At 64.0% G+C, this 18,452-nt stretch carries 18 protein-coding genes; 13 read left to right on the plus strand and 5 right to left on the minus strand.

Annotation, left to right across the window (positions count from 1 at the left end; translation table 11 throughout):
* The first annotated feature begins 176 nt into the window (after window positions 1-176).
* Window positions 177-1,118 (plus strand): NAD-dependent epimerase/dehydratase family protein, encoded by a 942-nt coding sequence (locus tag ACSVHC_RS11880; RefSeq protein ID WP_437771821.1) that lies wholly within the window; start codon window positions 177-179, stop codon window positions 1,116-1,118.
* Here the strand turns inward: ACSVHC_RS11880 and ACSVHC_RS11885 are convergent, their stop codons facing one another.
* Both ACSVHC_RS11885 and ACSVHC_RS11890 read right to left on the minus strand, forming a co-directional pair.
* Window positions 1,119-1,823, minus strand: a complete 705-nt coding sequence (locus ACSVHC_RS11885; protein WP_437771820.1) for an alpha/beta fold hydrolase — start codon at window positions 1,821-1,823, stop codon at window positions 1,119-1,121.
* Window positions 1,824-1,895: 72 nt separating this feature from the next.
* Window positions 1,896-3,815, minus strand: coding sequence for an FAD-binding monooxygenase (locus ACSVHC_RS11890; protein ID WP_437771819.1), 1,920 nt, complete (start codon window positions 3,813-3,815; stop codon window positions 1,896-1,898).
* A 201-nt stretch (window positions 3,816-4,016) separates the two neighbouring features.
* On the opposite strand from ACSVHC_RS11890, the gene ACSVHC_RS11895 reads away from it, so the two are divergent.
* The 7 genes from ACSVHC_RS11895 to ACSVHC_RS11925 all read left to right on the plus strand — a co-directional run bounded on the left by ACSVHC_RS11895 (window position 4,017) and on the right by ACSVHC_RS11925 (window position 11,165).
* Window positions 4,017-5,474 carry a fumarylacetoacetate hydrolase family protein gene (locus ACSVHC_RS11895; protein ID WP_437771818.1) on the plus strand — a complete coding sequence of 486 codons (1,458 nt, stop codon included), beginning with the start codon at window positions 4,017-4,019 and terminating at the stop codon, window positions 5,472-5,474.
* Complete coding sequence (locus tag ACSVHC_RS11900; RefSeq protein WP_437771817.1) at window positions 5,467-6,141, plus strand: GntR family transcriptional regulator; 675 nt, start codon at window positions 5,467-5,469, stop codon at window positions 6,139-6,141. The genes ACSVHC_RS11895 and ACSVHC_RS11900 overlap by 8 nt, the downstream gene beginning before the upstream one ends.
* 55 nt (window positions 6,142-6,196) lie before the next feature.
* Entirely contained in the window at window positions 6,197-7,723 is a 1,527-nt protein-coding gene (hpaE, locus tag ACSVHC_RS11905) for a 5-carboxymethyl-2-hydroxymuconate semialdehyde dehydrogenase (RefSeq protein ID WP_437771816.1), read from the plus strand.
* Between the two features lie 141 nt (window positions 7,724-7,864).
* On the plus strand, window positions 7,865-8,953 hold the full coding sequence (hpaD, locus tag ACSVHC_RS11910) for a 3,4-dihydroxyphenylacetate 2,3-dioxygenase (protein WP_437771815.1): 1,089 nt from the start codon (window positions 7,865-7,867) through the stop codon (window positions 8,951-8,953).
* Window positions 8,954-9,006: 53 nt separating this feature from the next.
* Complete coding sequence (gene hpaH, locus ACSVHC_RS11915) at window positions 9,007-9,792, plus strand: 2-oxo-hept-4-ene-1,7-dioate hydratase (RefSeq protein ID WP_437771814.1); 786 nt, start codon at window positions 9,007-9,009, stop codon at window positions 9,790-9,792.
* On the plus strand, window positions 9,777-10,613 hold the full coding sequence (locus ACSVHC_RS11920) for an HpcH/HpaI aldolase family protein (protein WP_437771813.1): 837 nt from the start codon (window positions 9,777-9,779) through the stop codon (window positions 10,611-10,613). Before hpaH ends, ACSVHC_RS11920 begins: the two co-directional genes overlap by 16 nt.
* Before the next feature lie 117 nt (window positions 10,614-10,730).
* Window positions 10,731-11,165 (plus strand): hypothetical protein, encoded by a 435-nt coding sequence (locus tag ACSVHC_RS11925; RefSeq protein ID WP_437771812.1) that lies wholly within the window; start codon window positions 10,731-10,733, stop codon window positions 11,163-11,165.
* A gap of 103 nt (window positions 11,166-11,268) precedes the next feature.
* Here ACSVHC_RS11925 and ACSVHC_RS11930 read toward each other — a convergent pair whose 3' ends face one another.
* The gene (locus ACSVHC_RS11930) at window positions 11,269-11,799 is read right to left on the minus strand and encodes a hypothetical protein (protein ID WP_437771811.1); all 531 of its coding nucleotides are present in this window, start codon (window positions 11,797-11,799) and stop codon (window positions 11,269-11,271) included.
* Window positions 11,800-12,092: 293 nt separating this feature from the next.
* Between ACSVHC_RS11930 and ACSVHC_RS11935 the strand changes: the two genes are divergently transcribed.
* Together ACSVHC_RS11935 and ACSVHC_RS11940 are read left to right on the plus strand one after the other, a co-directional pair.
* Window positions 12,093-13,301, plus strand: coding sequence for an aspartate transaminase (locus ACSVHC_RS11935; protein ID WP_437771810.1), 1,209 nt, complete (start codon window positions 12,093-12,095; stop codon window positions 13,299-13,301).
* 45 nt (window positions 13,302-13,346) lie between these two features.
* Complete coding sequence (locus ACSVHC_RS11940; protein ID WP_059388748.1) at window positions 13,347-14,021, plus strand: 4-carboxy-4-hydroxy-2-oxoadipate aldolase/oxaloacetate decarboxylase; 675 nt, start codon at window positions 13,347-13,349, stop codon at window positions 14,019-14,021.
* Window positions 14,022-14,188: 167 nt separating this feature from the next.
* On the opposite strand, the gene ACSVHC_RS11945 is transcribed toward ACSVHC_RS11940, so the two are convergent.
* Window positions 14,189-14,410: a hypothetical protein gene (locus ACSVHC_RS11945; protein ID WP_437771809.1), complete on the minus strand. Its 222-nt coding sequence runs from the start codon at window positions 14,408-14,410 to the stop codon at window positions 14,189-14,191.
* 134 nt (window positions 14,411-14,544) lie between these two features.
* Window positions 14,545-15,477 (minus strand): LysR substrate-binding domain-containing protein, encoded by a 933-nt coding sequence (locus ACSVHC_RS11950; RefSeq protein WP_437771808.1) that lies wholly within the window; start codon window positions 15,475-15,477, stop codon window positions 14,545-14,547.
* A 439-nt stretch (window positions 15,478-15,916) separates the two neighbouring features.
* On the opposite strand from ACSVHC_RS11950, the gene ACSVHC_RS11955 reads away from it, so the two are divergent.
* The 3 genes from ACSVHC_RS11955 to ACSVHC_RS11965 are packed head-to-tail and all read left to right on the plus strand — an operon-like array spanning window position 15,917 to window position 18,439.
* Window positions 15,917-16,705, plus strand: a complete 789-nt coding sequence (locus ACSVHC_RS11955; RefSeq protein WP_437771807.1) for a LamB/YcsF family protein — start codon at window positions 15,917-15,919, stop codon at window positions 16,703-16,705.
* A 1-nt stretch (window position 16,706) separates the two neighbouring features.
* Window positions 16,707-17,429 carry a 5-oxoprolinase subunit B family protein gene (locus ACSVHC_RS11960; protein WP_437771806.1) on the plus strand — a complete coding sequence of 241 codons (723 nt, stop codon included), beginning with the start codon at window positions 16,707-16,709 and terminating at the stop codon, window positions 17,427-17,429.
* Window positions 17,426-18,439: a 5-oxoprolinase subunit C family protein gene (locus ACSVHC_RS11965; protein ID WP_439180960.1), complete on the plus strand. Its 1,014-nt coding sequence runs from the start codon at window positions 17,426-17,428 to the stop codon at window positions 18,437-18,439. The genes ACSVHC_RS11960 and ACSVHC_RS11965 overlap by 4 nt, the downstream gene beginning before the upstream one ends.
* Window positions 18,440-18,452: the final 13 nt, after the last annotated feature.

Raw genomic sequence — 18,452 nt, forward strand, 5'->3', positions numbered from 1 at the left:
GCGCTCTTTCGACATTGTTGGACACCAATTCAGCTACTGACCACCGGTAGGGACAAAGCTGGTGAGGCTCGTATCATTCATTCCACCCTCGGATCTTGTCAAGGGTGACGAGCTGCGTCGTGTTTAAGTGCGACCCCACCAGCAAAGCATCGCCGAAGAGTTAAGGAGAAACCATCGTGGCACACCATCTCATCCTTGGCGCGGGACTCGTAGGCGGGACGCTCGCGAGGCAGCTCTCCGCCCGTGGAGACGAGGTAACACTCGGCACGCGCAGCGGCACTACGGTTCCTGGCGCGAGTCCAGTGAAGCTGGACGCCAGCAACCCGGCCGAGGTGACAAAGGCTGCGCGCGGAGCCGCCACGATCTTCGTTTGCACAAACCCGCCTTACACCAACTGGGTAGCCGACTGGCCGCCGATCTTCGACGCCGTGATCACTGCGGCCCGTGACTCCGGGTCCGCGCTTGTGCTCATGGGTAACCTCTATGCGTACGGGCAGCCGGCCGGCCCGATGACCGAGCACTCACAGCTCGCCACCACCGAGAAAAAGGGCCTGGTACGCAAGGCGGGTTGGGAGAAAGTGCTCGCCGCACACGAACGCGGTGAAATCCGGGCCGTGGAGGTTCGGGCCAGCGACTACTTCGGTCCTGGCGCTGCGGGGATGTCGACACACCTCGGCGGTGGTTTTTTCGAACCGCTCTTGGCCTCGAAGACGGCGCGCGTCGTTGGGGACCCGGCACTCGAGCACAGTTGGAGCTTCCTTCCCGATATCGCCGCGACGCTGATCGCTGCTGCAGACCACACGGGCGATTGGGGGCGTGCCTGGCATGTGCCGAGTGCGTCCGTCCCGCGCACGGAAATCGTGCGGCGGGTAAATGAGCGGTGGGGCGTGAATGGCCGGGTCGCCTCGATCCCGCAATGGTTTCTCAGCGCTCTCGGCGCAGTCGTTCCCATGATGCGCGAGATCTCAGCCTCAAGCTATCAATTCAGGATGCCATTCGTGGTCGACTCCACGGAGACGCAGAAGATGCTGGGTGTTACGGCAACGCCCTGGGACGAGGCTTTGGAGGCCACAGTGGACAGCTACCGAAAGCCCTCATCGAGACATTCAGCGCAATGACTAACCCCTCCGCTCAACCGCCGCAAGAATTGCTTTCCCGAGCTCTATCGGCTTGGTGAACTGGGGCCAGTGTCCGGTGGGCAGATCCATGAATTCGACGTCGTTGATGCGGGCGAGCTCGGCCACGAAGGGGTGGCCGGATTCGATCCATTCGCCGAGCAGGCTGGACGGGAACTCGCACGCGATGATGGTGGCGGGGACGTCGTAACGGCGAACATCGTGCAAGCGCTGCTTATCTGTGGTGACGTTCTTTGGTTCCGGGATGGCCCGTGCGCGGAAGGCGGCCCGCAGCTCCTCGTTGAGGTCCACGAGATCCTCATTTTCGAAAAGCTCCCATGGTGGCAAGGGCACGGCATCGCCCTCGACTGGCAGTTCGTCGTTGATGACACCGCCCTCGCCGAGCGGGCCGCTATCTACGTAGACCGCCCGGACCACGCGGTCCGGGCGGGCGTCGACGGCTCCGTGGATGATGGCACCTCCGCCGGAGTGGCCGACCAGTACTACGGGATTGCCAACGGCGTCGACCGCCGCCACTACTGCTTCGATGTGATCCCTGAGGCCGATCCCTGACCTCGGGGCGTCAACAGCTTCCAGCCCAGGCAGCGTGAGCGGGTGGACCGTATGCCCTGCAGCAACGAGCGGCGGGGTGACCTCCGACCATGAAGAAGCGTCCAACCAGAATCCGGGAACCATGATGATATCCATGCCGGTACCCTACGACGGGCCACCGACAGAATGAACCCTTGCGTTGGTCCCGCACGCCGGGACGCCAACAGCTCACACTGCCGCGGTCCGTCCCGATCGAAGGAGGGGCGCGAAGAACGCGGCGAGTTCCGCCGTCGCGGTCAAGGGCAACACGTTCGCCACGTACTGGTCCGGCCGCACCACCACCACGACGCCGCCGCGGTCGAGGCCGCGCAGCTCGAAGATGTCAGCCGAAGGATCGGTGCCGTAGACGTTCTCAAGGTACGTGAGCTTGAACGGTCCCACCTGCGGCTTGAATGCCTCCGGCACCGCCCCGATGTCGACGCTCGTGTGTTCCTGCTGGTAGATCACCTTCACGTCGAACCATGCGTCACGGTCGGCGCCCGACGGCGTTGCGGCCAGCGGCGAGTCCGGCGAGTTCGCGATCCACTCGGCAAAGTCGACGACCGGCGAGGTTCCCACTTTTGCCGTCCCGGCAGCTTCGCTTGCGTCCGCGAAGACGTAGATGCGCCACCGTCCGTCCGCCTTGGCCTGGTGACCGAGTTGCACCGGGTTGGTGTCGCAGACGCGCACTACCGGCGCGGACTTGAAGCGCTTGCCGATGGTGAATCCCGTGGCCAGGCCTTGGTGCGTGGGCTCGGCGATGAGCGGCGAGGGGGCGTAATGGGTCATGAAACCGGCAGGGAACTCTGCCGTGCTCACATAGAAGTTCTCGAGCTCAGTGGGATCCTCAAATTCCTCGGGCTTCTTCGCCATGAGCGTGGACCACTCTTTGTCGAAATCGATGAGGTTCTTGGCAACAACTTGGCGCTCGGCGGAGTATGTGGACAGCAAGCTCTCCGGGCTGCGGCCTTCGAGTACGTGCCCGAGCTTCCAGGCCAGGTTGAACCCGTCCTGCATGGAGACGTTCATGCCCTGGCCGGCCTTCGCGCTGTGGGTGTGGCAGGCATCGCCCGTAATGAAAACGCGTGGCGTGCGGGTGCCGCGCTCCTCCGGAAGGACGTCGTCGAACCTGTCCGTGAGGCGGTGGCCCACTTCGTACACGCTGTGCCAGGCGACGTTGCGCACATCGAGCGTGTAGGGGTGGAGGATGTCGTTGGCTTTGGCGATGATCTCCTCGATGGTGGTGTTGCGCACGGAGCGGTTGTCGTTCCGGTCCACCTCGCCGAGGTCGACGTACATGCGGAAAAGATGACCGCCTTCGCGCGGGATCAACAGGATGCTGCCACCGGTGCCGGACTGGATCGCGCACTTCGTGCGGATGTCGGGGAAGTCCGTGACGGCAAGGACGTCCATGACGCCCCACGCGTGGTTGGCCTGGTCGCCGGCGAGCGTGCAGCCGATCGACTCCCGCACCTTGCTCCGGGCGCCGTCCGCCCCCACGACGTACTTGGCCCGGACAACGCGCTCCTGGCCTTCGTTGGGTCCGGCGGTGTGGAGAAGGGTAACCGTGACGGGGTAGTCGCCCTCACCGCTGACCTCGAGGCCGCGGAATTCGTATCCGTAGTCGGGAGTCATGCGGGTAGGGGAGTTCGCCATGAATTCGGCGAAGTAGTCGAGCACGCGCGCCTGGTTGACGATGAGGTGCGGGAATTCGCTGATGTCTCCTGTCGGATCGTCGAGGGCGCGGGCGGTCCGGATGATTCGCGAGGGGTCCGCGGGGTCCGGCTTCCAGAACGCCATCTCGGTGATCCGGTACGCCTCGGCAATGATCCGCTCGGCGAATCCGAAGGCCTGGAAGGTCTCCACGCTTCGGGCCTGGATCCCGTCGGCCTGGCCGATCGCGAGCCGCCCGGGGCGGCGCTCCACGATACGGGTTGTGACGCCCGGGAACTGGGACAACTGCGCGGCGGCGAGCATGCCTGCCGGTCCGCTGCCCACGATGAGCACGTCGACCTCGTCGGGAAGTTCGGCGGGCCTGTCGATGCCGACGCCGGCGGCCGCTTGGACTCGGGGGTCACCGGACACATAACCGTGGTGGTGGAACTGCATGGGCTTTCCTCACTTCATCGTGTGGTTGTTCAATTATAGAACTGTGAATTCTTTATTTGAACCTTGAGTTTGGATTCACACTGTACGGCAGGCGTGGCGGGGGTTACAAGGTCGAGTGCGCCTAAAAAACAGGGGTTGACGTCCCGAAGCTCCGGGGCCATAGTTATCGTATACGATTTCGTACTCGATGAGGAGTGAAACTTGGAACAGGTCACCGACCACACCCTGGCCGCGGCCCGCAAGGTCATCGCGGTGCATATCAACTACCCCAGCCGGGCGGCCCAGCGCGGCCGTACGCCGGAGCAGCCGTCATACTTCCTGAAGCCACCGTCGTCCCTTGCTCTCAGCGGCTCGACAGTAGAACGTCCGGCAGGCTGTGAACTCCTCGGCTATGAGGGCGAGATCGCGCTTGTCATCGGCAAGGCTGCGCGCCGCGTCCGCATCGAGGACGCCTGGGACCACGTCGGGTGGGTCACGGCGAGCAACGACCTCGGCGTCTATGACCTGCGCTACGCGGACAAGGGCTCCAATCTCCGGTCCAAGGGCGGCGACGGCTTCACCCCGGTGGGCCCCGCGCTCATCCCGGCCGCCGACGTCGACCCTTCGGGACTGCGCATCCGCACGTGGCACAACGGCGAACTCGTCCAGGAGGACACCACCGAGGACCTGCTGTTTCCCTTCGCGCGCCTCGTTGCCGATCTTTCCCAGCTCCTCACGCTCGAAACCGGCGACATCATCCTGACCGGCACCCCGGCCGGCGCCTCCGTCGCCCAGCCCGGCGACGTCGTCGAGGTTGAAGTGACCGCCGGCGGGCTCAGCAGCGGCCGCCTGGCCACCACCGTGACGGAGGGTACGGCGCCGTTCGCGGACTTCGGTGCCCGGCCCAAGTCCGATGACACCCAGCGGGAGGAGGCATACGGTTCCCGTGAAGCGGCGGGCCTCGCCGTCGTCGTGCCTGTCCTGACCCCCGAGCTGAAGAAGAAGCTCGAAAGTGTCGCCACGGCCACCCTGTCCAGCCAGTTGCGCAAGCGCGGGCTGAACAACGTGAGCATCGACGGGTTGCAGGCCACGCGCCCGGACCGCCGCGTTGTCGGGCTCGCCCGGACGCTGCGTTATGTTCCCAACCGCGAGGACCTTTTCACGACCCACGGCGGCGGCTTCAACGCCCAGAAGCGGGCCATCGACTCCGTCAACGAAGGCGAGATCCTGGTCATGGAAGCCCGCGGCGAAAAGGGCACCGGGACGGTCGGGGACATCCTCGCACTACGTGCCCAGATGCGCGGCGCCGCGGCCATCATCACCGACGGCGGTGTCCGGGACTACTCCGCGGTGGCAGGACTGGACATGCCCACCTACTTCGCCAACCCGCACCCCGCCGTGCTGGGCCGGCGCCACATCCCGTGGGACACGGACATCACCATCGCTTGCGGCGGGGCCACTATCCAGCCCGGGGACATCATCGTGGCCGACTCGGACGGCATCCTGGTGATTCCGCCGGCGATCGCGGGGGAGCTCGTGGATGAGTGCATCGAGCAGGAGAAGGAAGAGGCCTTCATCTTCGAGATGGTCAAGCAGGGCAATAGCGTGGACGGTTTATACCCGATGAACGCGCAGTGGCGTGCCCGCTACGAACAGTGGGAAGGGGCCCAAGATGACTGAAACCGCCGTCGGGAGCAAGTCCGAGCAGGCCTATGCGGCCGTCAAGGCGCGGATCGTCGAAGGCACCTATTCGCCGGGTTACCGGCTGGTGCTGGCCAAGATCGCCGAGGACCTGGGCGTGAGCGTGGTCCCTGTCCGGGAGGCGATCCGCCGCCTGGAGGCCGAAGGGCTCGTGAAGTTCGAGCGCAACGTCGGCGCCACGGTCTCGGGGATCGATCCGACCGAGTACCTGTACACGATGCAGACTTTGAGCATCATCGAAGGAGCCGCGACGGCGTTGTCCGCACCGCTGATCGATTCCGTGGCGATTGCCCGGGCCCGTGCCGTGAATGGGGAGATGCGCGACTGCCTGGAGCATTTCGATCCGGTCCGCTTCACGGCGCTGAACCAGGATTTCCACAGCGTGCTCTTCGAACACTGCCCCAATCCGCACATCCTTGACCTCGTCCACCGGGGCTGGAACCGCCTCGCCTCGATCAGGGCCTCGACGTTCCGCTTCGTCCCCGGCCGCGCACAGGAATCCGTGAAAGAGCACGAGGCGCTGCTGCAGCTGATCGAAAGCAACGCCGACGCGGACACCATCGAACAAGCCGCCCGCCGGCACCGCAGCGCCACCCTCGACGCGTACCTCGCACAAAGCAACGCGGGGTCACTTAGCGCCCATTAGACGGCTCAACATGGGCCGTAAGTGACCCCGCGTTGCAATAGCAAAGGAGAAAACAATGACGTTCACTGCACCAGAAACCACCTCCCATTACGTCCCGGAGGACCTTCCGGCCCACATCCAGCACTTCATCAACGGCCGGTTCGTTGACTCGGTGGGCGGGAAGACCTTCGACGTACTGGACCCGGTATCAAACACCAACTACGCCACCGCCGCGGCCGGGCAGAAGGAAGACATCGACCTTGCCGTCGCCGCCGCCCGCGAAGCGTTCGTGAACGGCCCGTGGCCGAAGATGAAGCCGCGCGAACGTGCCCGCGTCCTGAACAAGATCGCCGACGCCGTTGAAGCCCAGGAAGAACGCCTCGCCGAGCTCGAAACCTTCGACACCGGCCTGCCGATCACCCAGGCCAAAGGCCAGGCGCTGCGTGCGGCGGAGAACTTCCGCTTCTTCGCGGACCTGATCGTGGCCCAGTTCGACGACGCCATGAAGGTCCCGGGCTCCCAGATCAACTACGTGAACCGTAAGCCGATCGGCGTCGCGGGCCTGATCACGCCGTGGAACACCCCGTTCATGCTCGAGTCCTGGAAGCTTGCCCCGGCCTTGGCCACCGGCAACACCGTGGTGCTCAAGCCGGCCGAGTTCACCCCGCTCTCTGCCTCGCTCTGGGCACAGATCTTCAAGGACGCAGGCCTGCCCGACGGCGTGTTCAACCTGGTCAACGGCCTCGGCGAAGAAGCCGGCGACGCGTTGGTCAAGCACCCGGACGTTCCCCTGATCTCCTTCACCGGGGAGACCACCACCGGCCAGACGATCTTCCGCAACGCCGCAGCCAACCTCAAGGGCCTGTCCATGGAGCTCGGCGGGAAGTCCCCGTGCGTCGTGTTCGCCGACGCCGACCTCGACGCCGCGATCGACTCGGCACTGTTCGGGGTCTTCTCCCTCAACGGAGAACGCTGCACCGCCGGCTCGCGGATCCTGGTAGAGCGCGCCATCTATGACGAGTTCTGCGAAAAGTACGCCGCCCGCGCGAAGAACATCGTCGTCGGCGACCCGCACGACCCCAAGACCCAGGTCGGCGCCCTCGTCCACCCCGAGCACTACGAAAAAGTCGCCTCCTACGTGGAAATCGGCAAGACCGAAGGCCGGCTGCTCGCCGGCGGCGGTCGCCCGGAAAACTTGCCCGCAGGGCTCAACAACAGCAACTACATCGCACCGACGGTGTTCGCCGACGTCGCGCCCGACGCGCGGATCTTCCAGGAGGAAATCTTCGGTCCCGTCGTCGCGATCACCCCGTTCGAGAACGACGACGAAGCCCTCGCCCTCGCGAACAACACCAAATACGGTCTGGCGGCCTACATCTGGACCCAGAACCTGACCCGCGCCCACAACTTCGCGCAGAACGTCGAAGCCGGCATGGTGTGGCTGAACAGCCACAACGTCCGGGACCTGCGCACCCCCTTCGGCGGCGTCAAAGCCTCCGGCCTGGGACACGAGGGCGGCTACCGCTCCATCGATTTCTACACCGACCAGCAAGCCGTCCACATCACCCTCGGCGCTGTTCATACTCCCAAGTTCGGCGCCTAAGCACCGGGCAGCCCAACCCGCCCCGCCCAGCCCAACTAACTCGCACTTGTTGTCGTTATGAGGCTCCAAAACGACACTTACTGCGAGTCAGTTGGGTGGCACTTTCAACACGGACACCCCTTTCAAAGAAGAGAGAACCCCATGACCAACTTCGTCCCCACCCCCACCGTCCCGGCCCCGGATATCGTCCGCTGCGCCTACCTCGAACTTGTCGTCACCGACCTCGCCAAGTCCCGCGAGTTCTACGTGGACCTGCTCGGCCTGCACGTGACCGAGGAAGACGAGGACACCATCTACCTGCGCTCCTTCGAGGAGTTCATCCACCACAACCTGGTCCTGCGCAAGGGACCGGTCGCCGCGGCCGCGGCGTTCGCGTACCGGGTGAAGTCCCCCGCCGAAGTCGACGCCGCCGAGGCCTACTACCGCGAGCTCGGCTGCCGGGTGGAGCGCCGCAAGGACGGCTTCACCAAGGGCGTCGGCGACTCCGTCCGCGTCGAGGACCCGCTGGGCTTCCCCTACGAATTCTTCTACGACGTCGAACACGTCGAACGCCTCACCCAGCGCTACGACCTCTACTCCGCCGGCGAACTGGTCCGCCTGGACCACTTCAACCAGGTCACCCCCGACGTCCCCCGGGGCCGGAAATACCTCGAGGACCTCGGCTTCCGCGTCTCGGAAGACATCAAGGACTCCGACGGCGTCACGTACGCCGCGTGGATGCACCGCAAGCAGACCGTGCACGACACCGCCCTGACCGGCGGCAACGGGCCCCGCCTGCACCACATCGCCTTCTCCACCCACGAGAAGCACAACATCATCCAGATCTGCGACAAGATGGGCGCCCTGCGCATCAGTGACCGGATCGAACGCGGCCCCGGCCGGCACGGCGTCTCCAACGCGTTCTACCTGTACATCCTGGACCCCGACGGGCACCGCATCGAGATCTACACCCAGGACTACTACACCGGGGACCCGGACAACCCCACCGTCACCTGGGACGTCCACGACAACCAGCGCCGCGACTGGTGGGGCAACCCCGTCGTCCCGTCCTGGTACACCGAGGCCTCCCTCGTCCTGGACTTGGACGGCAACCCCCAGCCCGTGATCATCCGCGAGGAAAAGAGCGAAATGGCCGTCACCGTCGGCGCCGACGGCTTCTCCTACACCCGCCAGCCCGACGGCGGCCCCGCAGGAGAAAAGATGGGTTTCAAGGTCGGCTCGCAGCTCTAGGCCCGCAGCCCTCAACGTATGCTGACCGCAGGATGGCCGAATGGAGTGTGGAGATGCTTGACCCGAAGACGATAGAAACCATTGCGGACGAACTGCTGGAAGCAGGCCGGTCCCGGACCCCGGTTCCACGCCTGACTGCCCGCTACCCCGGGATGACGGTGGAGGATTCCTACGCCGTCCAGCAATTGTGGCGCCGCCGTAACGAGGACGCCGGGCGCACGCTCGTGGGCCGCAAGATCGGGCTGACGTCCAAGGCCATGCAGGCTGCCACGGGCATCACCGAACCGGACTATGGCGCGATTTTCGATGACATGGTCCTGGACACCGGATGCTCCGTGCCGTGGGACCAGTACACCCACCCAAGGGTGGAGGTGGAACTGGCGTTCGTGCTCAAGAAGGATCTCTCCGGACCCGGTTGCACGATCTTCGACGTCCTGAACGCCACCGACTACGTGGTTCCGGCCCTTGAGATCTTGGATTCCCGGATCGAGATGGAGGGCCGGACCATCGTGGACACCATTTCGGACAACGCGGCGATGGGAGCCATGGTGGTGGGCGGGCGCCCGGTGCGCCCGGACGCCGTCGACCTCCGTTGGGTATCGGCGATCCTGTACAAAAACCAGACCGTGGAGGAGACCGGCGTCGCTGCCGGCGTCCTGGACCACCCGGCGAACGGCGTGCACTGGCTCGTTAACAAGATCGCCCCGCACGGTGACGGGCTGAAAGCCGGGGAGATCATCCTCGCCGGCTCCTTCACCCGACCGCTCTGGGTGTACAAAGGCGATACCGTCCACGCCGACTACGGACCCTTGGGAGTTGTCACATGCCGGTTCGAGTAGAACCAGACCGCACGTTCCGCGAAGCCTTGGCCATCGCGGACAGGCCCCTGGCCGGGATGTGGGTGTGCTCCGGCAGCCCGCTGATCGCCGAACTGTGCGCCGGGGCGGGTCTGGACTGGCTCCTGATCGACGCCGAACACAGCCCCAACGGCCTCGAATCCATCCTCGCCCAGCTCCAGGCCGTCCGCGGCTACCCCGTCCAGGCCGTGGTCCGACCGCCGGTCAACGACACCGTGCTCCTCAAGCAATACCTGGACCTGGGCGTGCAGGACCTGCTGATCCCCATGGTCAACTCCGCCGCGGAAGCCAAGGCCGCCGTCGCTGCGGTACGCTACCCGCCGCACGGCGTGCGGGGCGTAGGATCGGCCCTGGCCCGCGCCTCGCGCTGGAACCGCATCCCGGACTACCTCGCCCGGGCCTCGGAGACGGTCAGCGTCACGGTCCAGATCGAAACCGAGGCCGCCGTCGCCGCCGTGGAGGAGATCCTGGCGGTCGACGGCGTCGACGCCATCTTCCTCGGCCCCTCCGACCTCGCCGCGTCCATGGGCCTGCTCGGCGAGCAGGAACACCCCAAGGTGCGCGCCGCCGTCGAACACTGCCTCGCCGCGGCGAAGACCGCGGGCAAACCGGCCGGCGTCAACGCCTTCAACGAAGCCACAGCGCGTGCGTATCTGGACGCCGGGGCGAAGTTCGTGCTGGTCGGGGCGGATGTCGCACTCCTGGCGCGCGGCACGGAAGCCCTCGCGGACAAGTTCATTCCAACAGCCCCCGACGGCGGAACCCCCTTTGGCGGGACAGGTGACACGCCGTCGAGCTACTGAACTAGGTAGGTAGTCGGTACTCTTTCGGAGGTCCTTGGACGGAGCTACATTGGATATCCCGAGGCCACTCGGGGGCGGTCGAGGAGGGGGTCGACCGCAATTTCAATGGAGCATGCCGTGGTCCCGCAACCAGATCTCAATCCTCAACAAGCCGCAGCCATCGCCGAATCGCCGGCTGCAAGGCATCCAGGCCCCGTGGAGTACGATCTGCGGGCTGTTTACGTCCCGCAGTCCGGGCTGTTCCTGGATGACGAGGGGCGCGAATTCTTCGTAACCGCCGTGGAATTCTGGGAGCACGCGACGGTAGTCAGTCTGTGCTGGAAACGCAGGCCCATGGCAGGGCAGGGAAGTCCGCCCTTGGTTGCGACGGATGAGCATGACCGGGTGCTGGGCGTGAAGCGCATCTGGAACGTTGGCGCGCGGTCGATCCAACATTTTGAACCGATCTCTACGTCCGCCCGCGCATTGACGGTTCTCATCGCAAGGAAAACGGGAACACAGGAACTGTTTAGCTGCAGGACGCCCGCGGCCAAGAAAGAGCCAACGAAGTGAGCACTCCCAACTGACTCGCAGTTGTTGTCGTTTTGACGCCTCATAACGACAACAACTGTTAGTCAGTTGGGTTAGAGGCACCGTCTGGGCTGGCCCGCGGAGGCTAGGCGGAGCGTGCGGTCCCCCGCGTTGACCGGCGGATATGCTCGGGTGTGAGGCCGGTCAGCGAGGCAAGTTCAAGGTCATCGCAAGCTTGGGTGCGGAGCGCAGTGACAATCAACGCTTCCCGCTGATTAACGATCTGGTCGCGGTGCCTTTCGGCTGTTTTGAGTTGCTCGCTTTTCGCCCTCAGGCCATCCACATGTGCGCCTCGCGGAAGCCCACTCGGGTGAAGGTCGTCATAAGCCAAACCGATAGACCGGACGGCACGCATGTTCTCCCCGGTCACCGCGGAAATTGTGGCCAGGGTGAGCCCGTCTTCAAGGGCCTGGGCGATCATCTCGTTGCGGGCAGCGGTCAATGTCCGGATGGCGCTCGAAGCGTGGGACAGGAGTTGCCTGTGCGCCGCGAGGGCGTGCGTGAGCTTGGCACGCTCCCCTTTGGCCACGGTTTGGGGCCGGGCCGGAGCCTTGGCCCGGTAGGTGTACCTGTCGGTGGCTGACAGGCCCCCAAGGGAGCCGGATTGGGCTGGCAATGGATCCCTTTCTGACTCTTCGCGAACTTCTGATCTATGAAATCTAGGCGGCGTTCGCAGAGCTGCGGAAATACCAATACCGCGTGAACCCATAAGGAAAGTGCATAGAAGATTCCTATATAGCTTGGAAATGTCCCCAAACGAAGCCGGAGCTCCCAAATGGAGCAGGCGGTCATAAGGGTCTCTTATTGATCCACGCACATTAGGTCTTATCCACGGCGCCCGGCAGTGCCTAGTCTCGAAATTGGGGATTCGACACCCGAATCCTGAGTTTCACGATTCTGGAGAAGACAATGTCCGAGTACCTGCCGGCGTCGAGGGTCACACGCATCAAGTCCTCAGCGAGCGTTGCGGCCGCCGCCCGCGTCCGTGAACTACGAGCCGAAGGCATTCCGATCATCGACCTGACCGTCGGCGAGCCGGACTTCGACACCCCCGACCACATCAAGGCGGCCGCTATCGAAGCGATCAACGCCGGCCAGACCAAATACACCTCGGTGACGGGAACGCCCGAGCTGCAGACCGCCATCCTCCGCCGGATTGAAAGCCACACCGGCATGCACTACGAAGCGAACCAGTTGACCATCGGCGGCGGAGCCAAGCAAGTCATCTACGTCGCGCTCATGGCCTCGCTCAACGAGGGCGACGAGGTCATCGTCCCCGCACCGTACTGGGTCTCCTACCCGGACATGGTCCTCGCCAACGACGGCACGCCCGTGATCGTCGCTTGCGGCGAAGACACAGGCTTCAAGCTCACACCGGCCGCCCTCCGCGAAGCCATCACGCCCCAGACCAAATGGCTCATCCTCAACGCTCCGTCCAACCCGACGGGGGCCGTGTACTCCCGCGAAGAATTGCAGGCGCTGGGTGCCGTCCTTGAGGAATTCCCGCACGTCTTCACCCTCACCGACGAGATCTACGACGAAATCCACTTCGGCGACGGCCGGGTGACGAGCCTTGTCACGGCGGTTCCGTCCCTGCGCAGCCGCATCCTGCTGGTCAACGGCGTCTCCAAGGCCTACGCCATGACCGGTTGGCGCCTTGGCTACGGCGTGGGCCCGGCGCCTTTGATCGCAGCCATGAACAAGCTGCAGTCCCAGACGTCCTCCTGCCCGTCGTCGGTCAGCCAGGCAGCTGCGGCTGCCGCCCTGAACGGCGATCAGTCGTTCGTCCGGGACAGCGTGGAGGTGTACCGCAAGCGCCGTGACGTGGCCGTCGAAGGCCTCAACTTCATTGACGGACTGTCCGTCGCCCCGGCCGAGGGCGCCTTCTACGCCTACGTGAACTGCAGCGGCGTCATCGGCAAGACCGCTCCGGACGGCACCCTCATCGAAACCGACCAGGACTTCACGCTGTACCTCCTCAACGCGGCCGCTGTTGCCGTCATCCAGGGCTCGGCCTATGGCCTTGGCCCCTACTTCCGGATCTCCTTCGCCACGTCGCTGGAGACCATCAACGCCGGCGTGGACTCGATCCGCAAGGCAGTCAGCGCCCTCAACTAAGCCCACGGGCACCCCTAGCAGCCAGCCAAGAGAAAGATTCAGAAAATGATCCACGTCAAGACCAAGTTCCAGAGGCCGGACGCCGACGTCGTCAGCCGCCTCGCGGCGTTCTCCTCCGCGACCATCCACGAAGCCCAGGGCCGCCGCGGCGCCCTGAGCTCCAAGATCAAGCCTATCGATCGTTCGATGTCGTTCTGCGGCCCGGCCGTGACCGTGGCGTGCGCCCCGCAGGACAACCTCATGCTGCAGGTCGCCATCCACTACGCCCAAGCCGGCGACGTGGTCCTGGTCGGTGCGCAGGAATTCTCCGACGCCGGAACCTTCGGCGACGTCCTGGGCAACGCCATGAAAGCCAAGGGCATCGCGGCCATGGTGACGGACTCCGGTGTGCGCGACACCCAGGACCTCATCGAACTGGGTCTTCCGGTCTTCTCGGGCAGCGTCTGCATCAAGGGCACGGTCAAGGAAACCCTTGGGCCGATCAACCACCCGCTCGTCTTCGGCGATGAGATCATCTACCCCGGCGACATCCTCCGCGGTGACGCTGACGGCGTCGTGGTGGTCCGCCGTGAAGAAGCTGAAGAGGTCATTGCGCTCTCCCAGGCCCGGGACGACGCCGAACGCGAGCTCATCAAGGCCTACCACGCCGGCGGCACCACCATCGAGTTGTGCGGACTGACGGAAAAGCTGAAGGCCAAGGGACTCCTGGTCGAAGACTGAACCTGTTGCTGAGGGCCGGTCACCGAATGCGGTGACCGGCCCTTTGTGCGCCCGAGAACTCGTGCCCGTTTCCGGGCACGCAGAAGGCGCCTTGCCAGTGGCAGGGCGCCTTGAGTGGTGCGGTGGGATTGAGGAAGCCGACGACGGCGGGTTGCCCCCCAGCCGCTTCAGTCCAGCCCGGGGTGTCCTGACCGCGCGTCGACCAGGTACCACTCGATACTGTGTCCAGCGTGCGCCGGCATGAGGCTTCCTTCGAACACGAAGAGAGGTTCGCCCAGGCCGCCCAAAGGACGCCAGAAACCATTCCTCGGGCAGTGGAATCCGGTTCGCGCACTGATCGATCCACGAGTCGGATTCGAAATCCACTGGGTCTGGCTGATCTTTTTCACCGCTGTTCCTTTGATTGGGTTCACGGAATCCGCGAGCCGCTTTCGAATTACTTGCTAATTCGATAATAGGAAATAAAAATGCCGGTGAATAAGACCAAAGATGTCTGTCCGAATAAGGCAATGTTATGGATGGATCACGCTTCGGCTGGATCGGCCGCGTACTTGCTGATCAATTGTTGCTGGAGCATCTCCTTGACCAGGATGAGCACCGCGGAGGCGGCCTCGGACAGCGGCTCGTGGTCGGGGGTGCACAGGGCAATCTTGCTCTGCAGTGCCGGTTCGACGATCCGCAACACCTTGAAGTTCTCATCAGGGAAGAGCGCATCAGCGGCCGATTTCGGCAGCACGGTGGCGCCGAGGTTTGCGCGGATGAGTCGAACGAGTGACGGAACCGATTCCACTTCCCCTACAAGGCGCAGGGCCAACCCGTGGTCAGCCAGTCCCTTCTCGATGATCTGGCGCAGGGTGTGGTTTTTTTCGGGGAGGAATAGCCCAAGGCTGCTGGCTTCTTCGAGCGTGACCGTTGTTCGACCCTGGGCCACATCGGCGTCCTCATGGGTCACCAAGTGCAGGTCTTCCACGATCATGGTGGTGAACTGCACTCCGCGGATCTTCCCTGGCTCGTAGATCAGGGCCATGTCCAGGCGGCCGTTCTTGATTGCCTCGCTCAGCACGCCGCCGAAGATCTCCGTCAGGTGCACCACAATGTCCGGGTATCGCCTGCCGACCTCGCGGATGATCTGCGGCGTCAGGCTGGAAGCCATGCTGTACGGTGCGATGGCGATGGATACCCTGCCCGACGGCGCGGCCCCGGACGCCGCTACGTCCAGCCGGGCTTGTTCCACGAGCCGCAGGATGGTCTGGGCGTGGCGATAGAGGGTGTGTCCCGCGGCGGTCGGCTCGACTCCTTGCTTGCTGCGGATCAGCAGGCGCTGCTTCAAATCGGTCTCCAGCGCCGACACCTGCTGGCTGAGGGCAGGCTGGGCGACGTGGAGCGCTGCGGCGGCCTTGGTGATGCTCCCCGAATCGACGATCTTTACAAAATATGAGAGCTTCCGCGTATCCATGGGTCTGCCTTCCTCCAAGTCCTCATTGGGGCCTGGATGCCATAAGGAAATTCTATGTAGGGACACACAATCCGTCTTTGTGTGACCTGTCTCTCAGCGACTAATTTGAGATCCACATCCCCATGGTGGCGTTTCCCAACCATTTACTGACAGTTCGTTGACTCCCATCAACCAATTGTCCCGATACCCAAATATACCCCGCCACCAGCTTGTGTGCCGTAGGTCATAACCGGGAGCTATCCCGTGATAGCGAATAGGTCTTTGTGCCCGAACTTCTCTGGTGCGAGACTTCTATCACCAAAGAATTACCGACAGTTCGCCGGATTGAAGAATTTTAGCTAAACAGTTTCAATCGAAAAGGCGGCTGAGTTTACCGGATATTCCTGCCGTTCGTATGGAATATCCCGACCCTAATGCAGAACCGCGGAAAGAGAACCACGTGAACCCGATAATTGATCTTGTAGCGGATCTTGGAGAGGGATTCGGTGCCTACACCATAGGCAGCGACACCGATCTTCTGGAGATCGTTTCAAGCGCCAATATCGCTTGCGGGTTCCACTCGGGCGATCCCGACATCATGGACGCCACCGTCGCCGAATGCGTTCGCCGCGGGGTCGGTATTGGAGCCCACCCGAGCTTCCCGGACCTGCGTGGTTTCGGCCGCCGGGACATGGGCCTGACTGCCAACGAGGTGCGCGCCGATGTCCTGTACCAGCTGGGGGCCCTTAACGGTTTCGCAGCCTTCCACGGAACCAAAGTGACCCACATTGCGCCGCACGGCCGGCTGGGAAATCTCGTCGCCGTCCGTGCGGACTACGCTGCGGCCGTGGCTGAGGCCGCCGCCCGCGTGGACAACGAACTCATCGTGGTCGCACAGGAGGGCGAGTTGGCCTACGCGGCACGTTCGGCCGGTTTGGACGTGGCCATTGTGGGCATCGTCGACCGTGCCTACCAGGAGGATGGGACGCTGGTCCCGCGCAGCCAGCCGGGCGCCGTACTGCACGATCCCTCGGCCATTGTCGAGCGAACCGTCCGCATGGTGTGCGAGGGCAAGATCCGCTGCGCCAACGGCACTGACATTGACATCTCCACGGACACCGTCCTGCTTCACGGGGACAACCCTGGCGCCGTCGAACTCGCCCGGCTCATCCGCTCGGAGCTCATCTTGGCTGGCGTTCGCATCGCCCCGTTGGCAGAGGTCATGGATGCCAAGAGGAAGGCGGCCTGACATGTCCGTTCTCACTGCGGTTCCCACCGAGATCTACGAATCCGGAGACTCCGCATTGCGCGTTGTCGCACTTGCTGAAGCAAGCGAGGACAACTGGCTCACGGTCCACCGTCTTGCTGACTGGCTGGAGAGCTGTGGCGCCGAGGGCCTTCATGGCGCGGTCCCCACCTACGATTCCGTGCTGGTGGAATTCGACCCCGTCCTGGTGTCTGCCCGCCAGGTGCGCGCATTCGTCAAGCTGGGACTCCTCGAAATGGGCCGTTCCGCAGGCGCAGCAGCAGCACCCCTTGAGTTTGATGTCCCAGTGGTCTACGGCGGCGAATACGGTCCCGACCTGGAGAAAGTAGCCGAATACCAAGGCATCTCCGCCGAGGAAGTCATCCGCGTGCACACCGAGAAGACCTATACCGTCCGCTGCTTGGGTGCACCTGCCGGCTCGCCCATGATGGACGGTCCCGCGTTCCCCAAGCCGGTGCCGCGCCTCAAGGATCCCCGGCTCAGCGTTCCGGCGGGGGCAGTGGCAGTGGCCGGACGCCAAGCCGTCATCGCTCCCGCATCCGCGCCGGGTGGATGGTGCGTCATCGGTCAGACCCCTTTGACCGTCCTGAACATTCGTCGTGAACCACTGGTCCCTTACAAGCCAGGAGACATTCTCCGGTTCCATCGCATCGAGGCCGGAGAGTTCGACTCTTACGTCGGCAAGGAATTGGAACCAAGGCCATGAACGGGCACATCCTCATCCAGCAACCGGGCAACTCCGTGGTCACAGACCTTGGCCGTCTCCGCGGACCGCGCTTTGGACTGCCGGTCAACGGCGCCCTGGACCAGTATTCTGCCCGGGCCGCCAATATCCTGGCCGGCAACCTCGACAACGATCCCTTGGTGGAGATCACGGCACTCGACTTCAGGATGAAGGCGCAGTCCGACATCCTGATCGCAGTCACGGGAGCACCCCTGACACTCACCGTCGGAGGGCGTCCATGCAGCCAGTGGGAACCGGTTTCGGTCCGTGCGGGCGAGACGATTGCCATCCGGGGAATCAACCGGGGCCTCCGTGCCTACCTGGCCATCCACGGCTCCGTGGAGGCGCCGACGCTGCTGGGTAGTTGTGCTCCGGACACCGTTGTGGGCTTCGGCCTGCAGCTCAAGGAAGGAACCACGCTCCTCACCCGCCGCAGCGTGGGCCCTGTTCGCCAACCGTACTTCGACCTTCCGCTCTTCCGGCTTGGTCTTGAACGGCCGGACATGGGGCAGGAATTGATGGTCAATGTGACCGACGGTCCGGATGTCGCCGAGTTTGGCGATTCCGCCGAGTTGCTCTTCACTTCGGAATACGCCGTGAGTGGCCGGAGCAACCACATCGGCTTGAGGCTCGGCGGCGAGCTGCCGGAAAGAACCTCAAACGGTGAAGTGCTTTCACGCGGGGTCCCGGTGGGCGCCGTCGAAGTTCCCTCACGTGAAGAACTGCTGGTACTGCATCGGGGCCGCGGCGTTACCGCCGGATATCCAGTCCTCGCCGTCGTCACCAGTATTGGCCTGGATGTCCTTGCCCAAGCCCGCCCGGGCGACAAGGTCCGCTTCAGGAAATCGACGGTGGCAGAGGCAACCTCCGCCCATCGGCGCTCGCGGGCGCAACTTGAAACCCTCCGCGAATCCGTCAACACAGTCTTCGGACTCCTTGGCATTGGATGCCGACCCCAGTGGCAGGACTTACCAGTTGCAGTATGCAGCTAACGGCCTGTCGCCA

Source organism: Arthrobacter sp. KNU-44, assembly GCF_051843155.1.
In the GTDB taxonomy this organism is placed as follows: domain Bacteria; phylum Actinomycetota; class Actinomycetes; order Actinomycetales; family Micrococcaceae; genus Arthrobacter.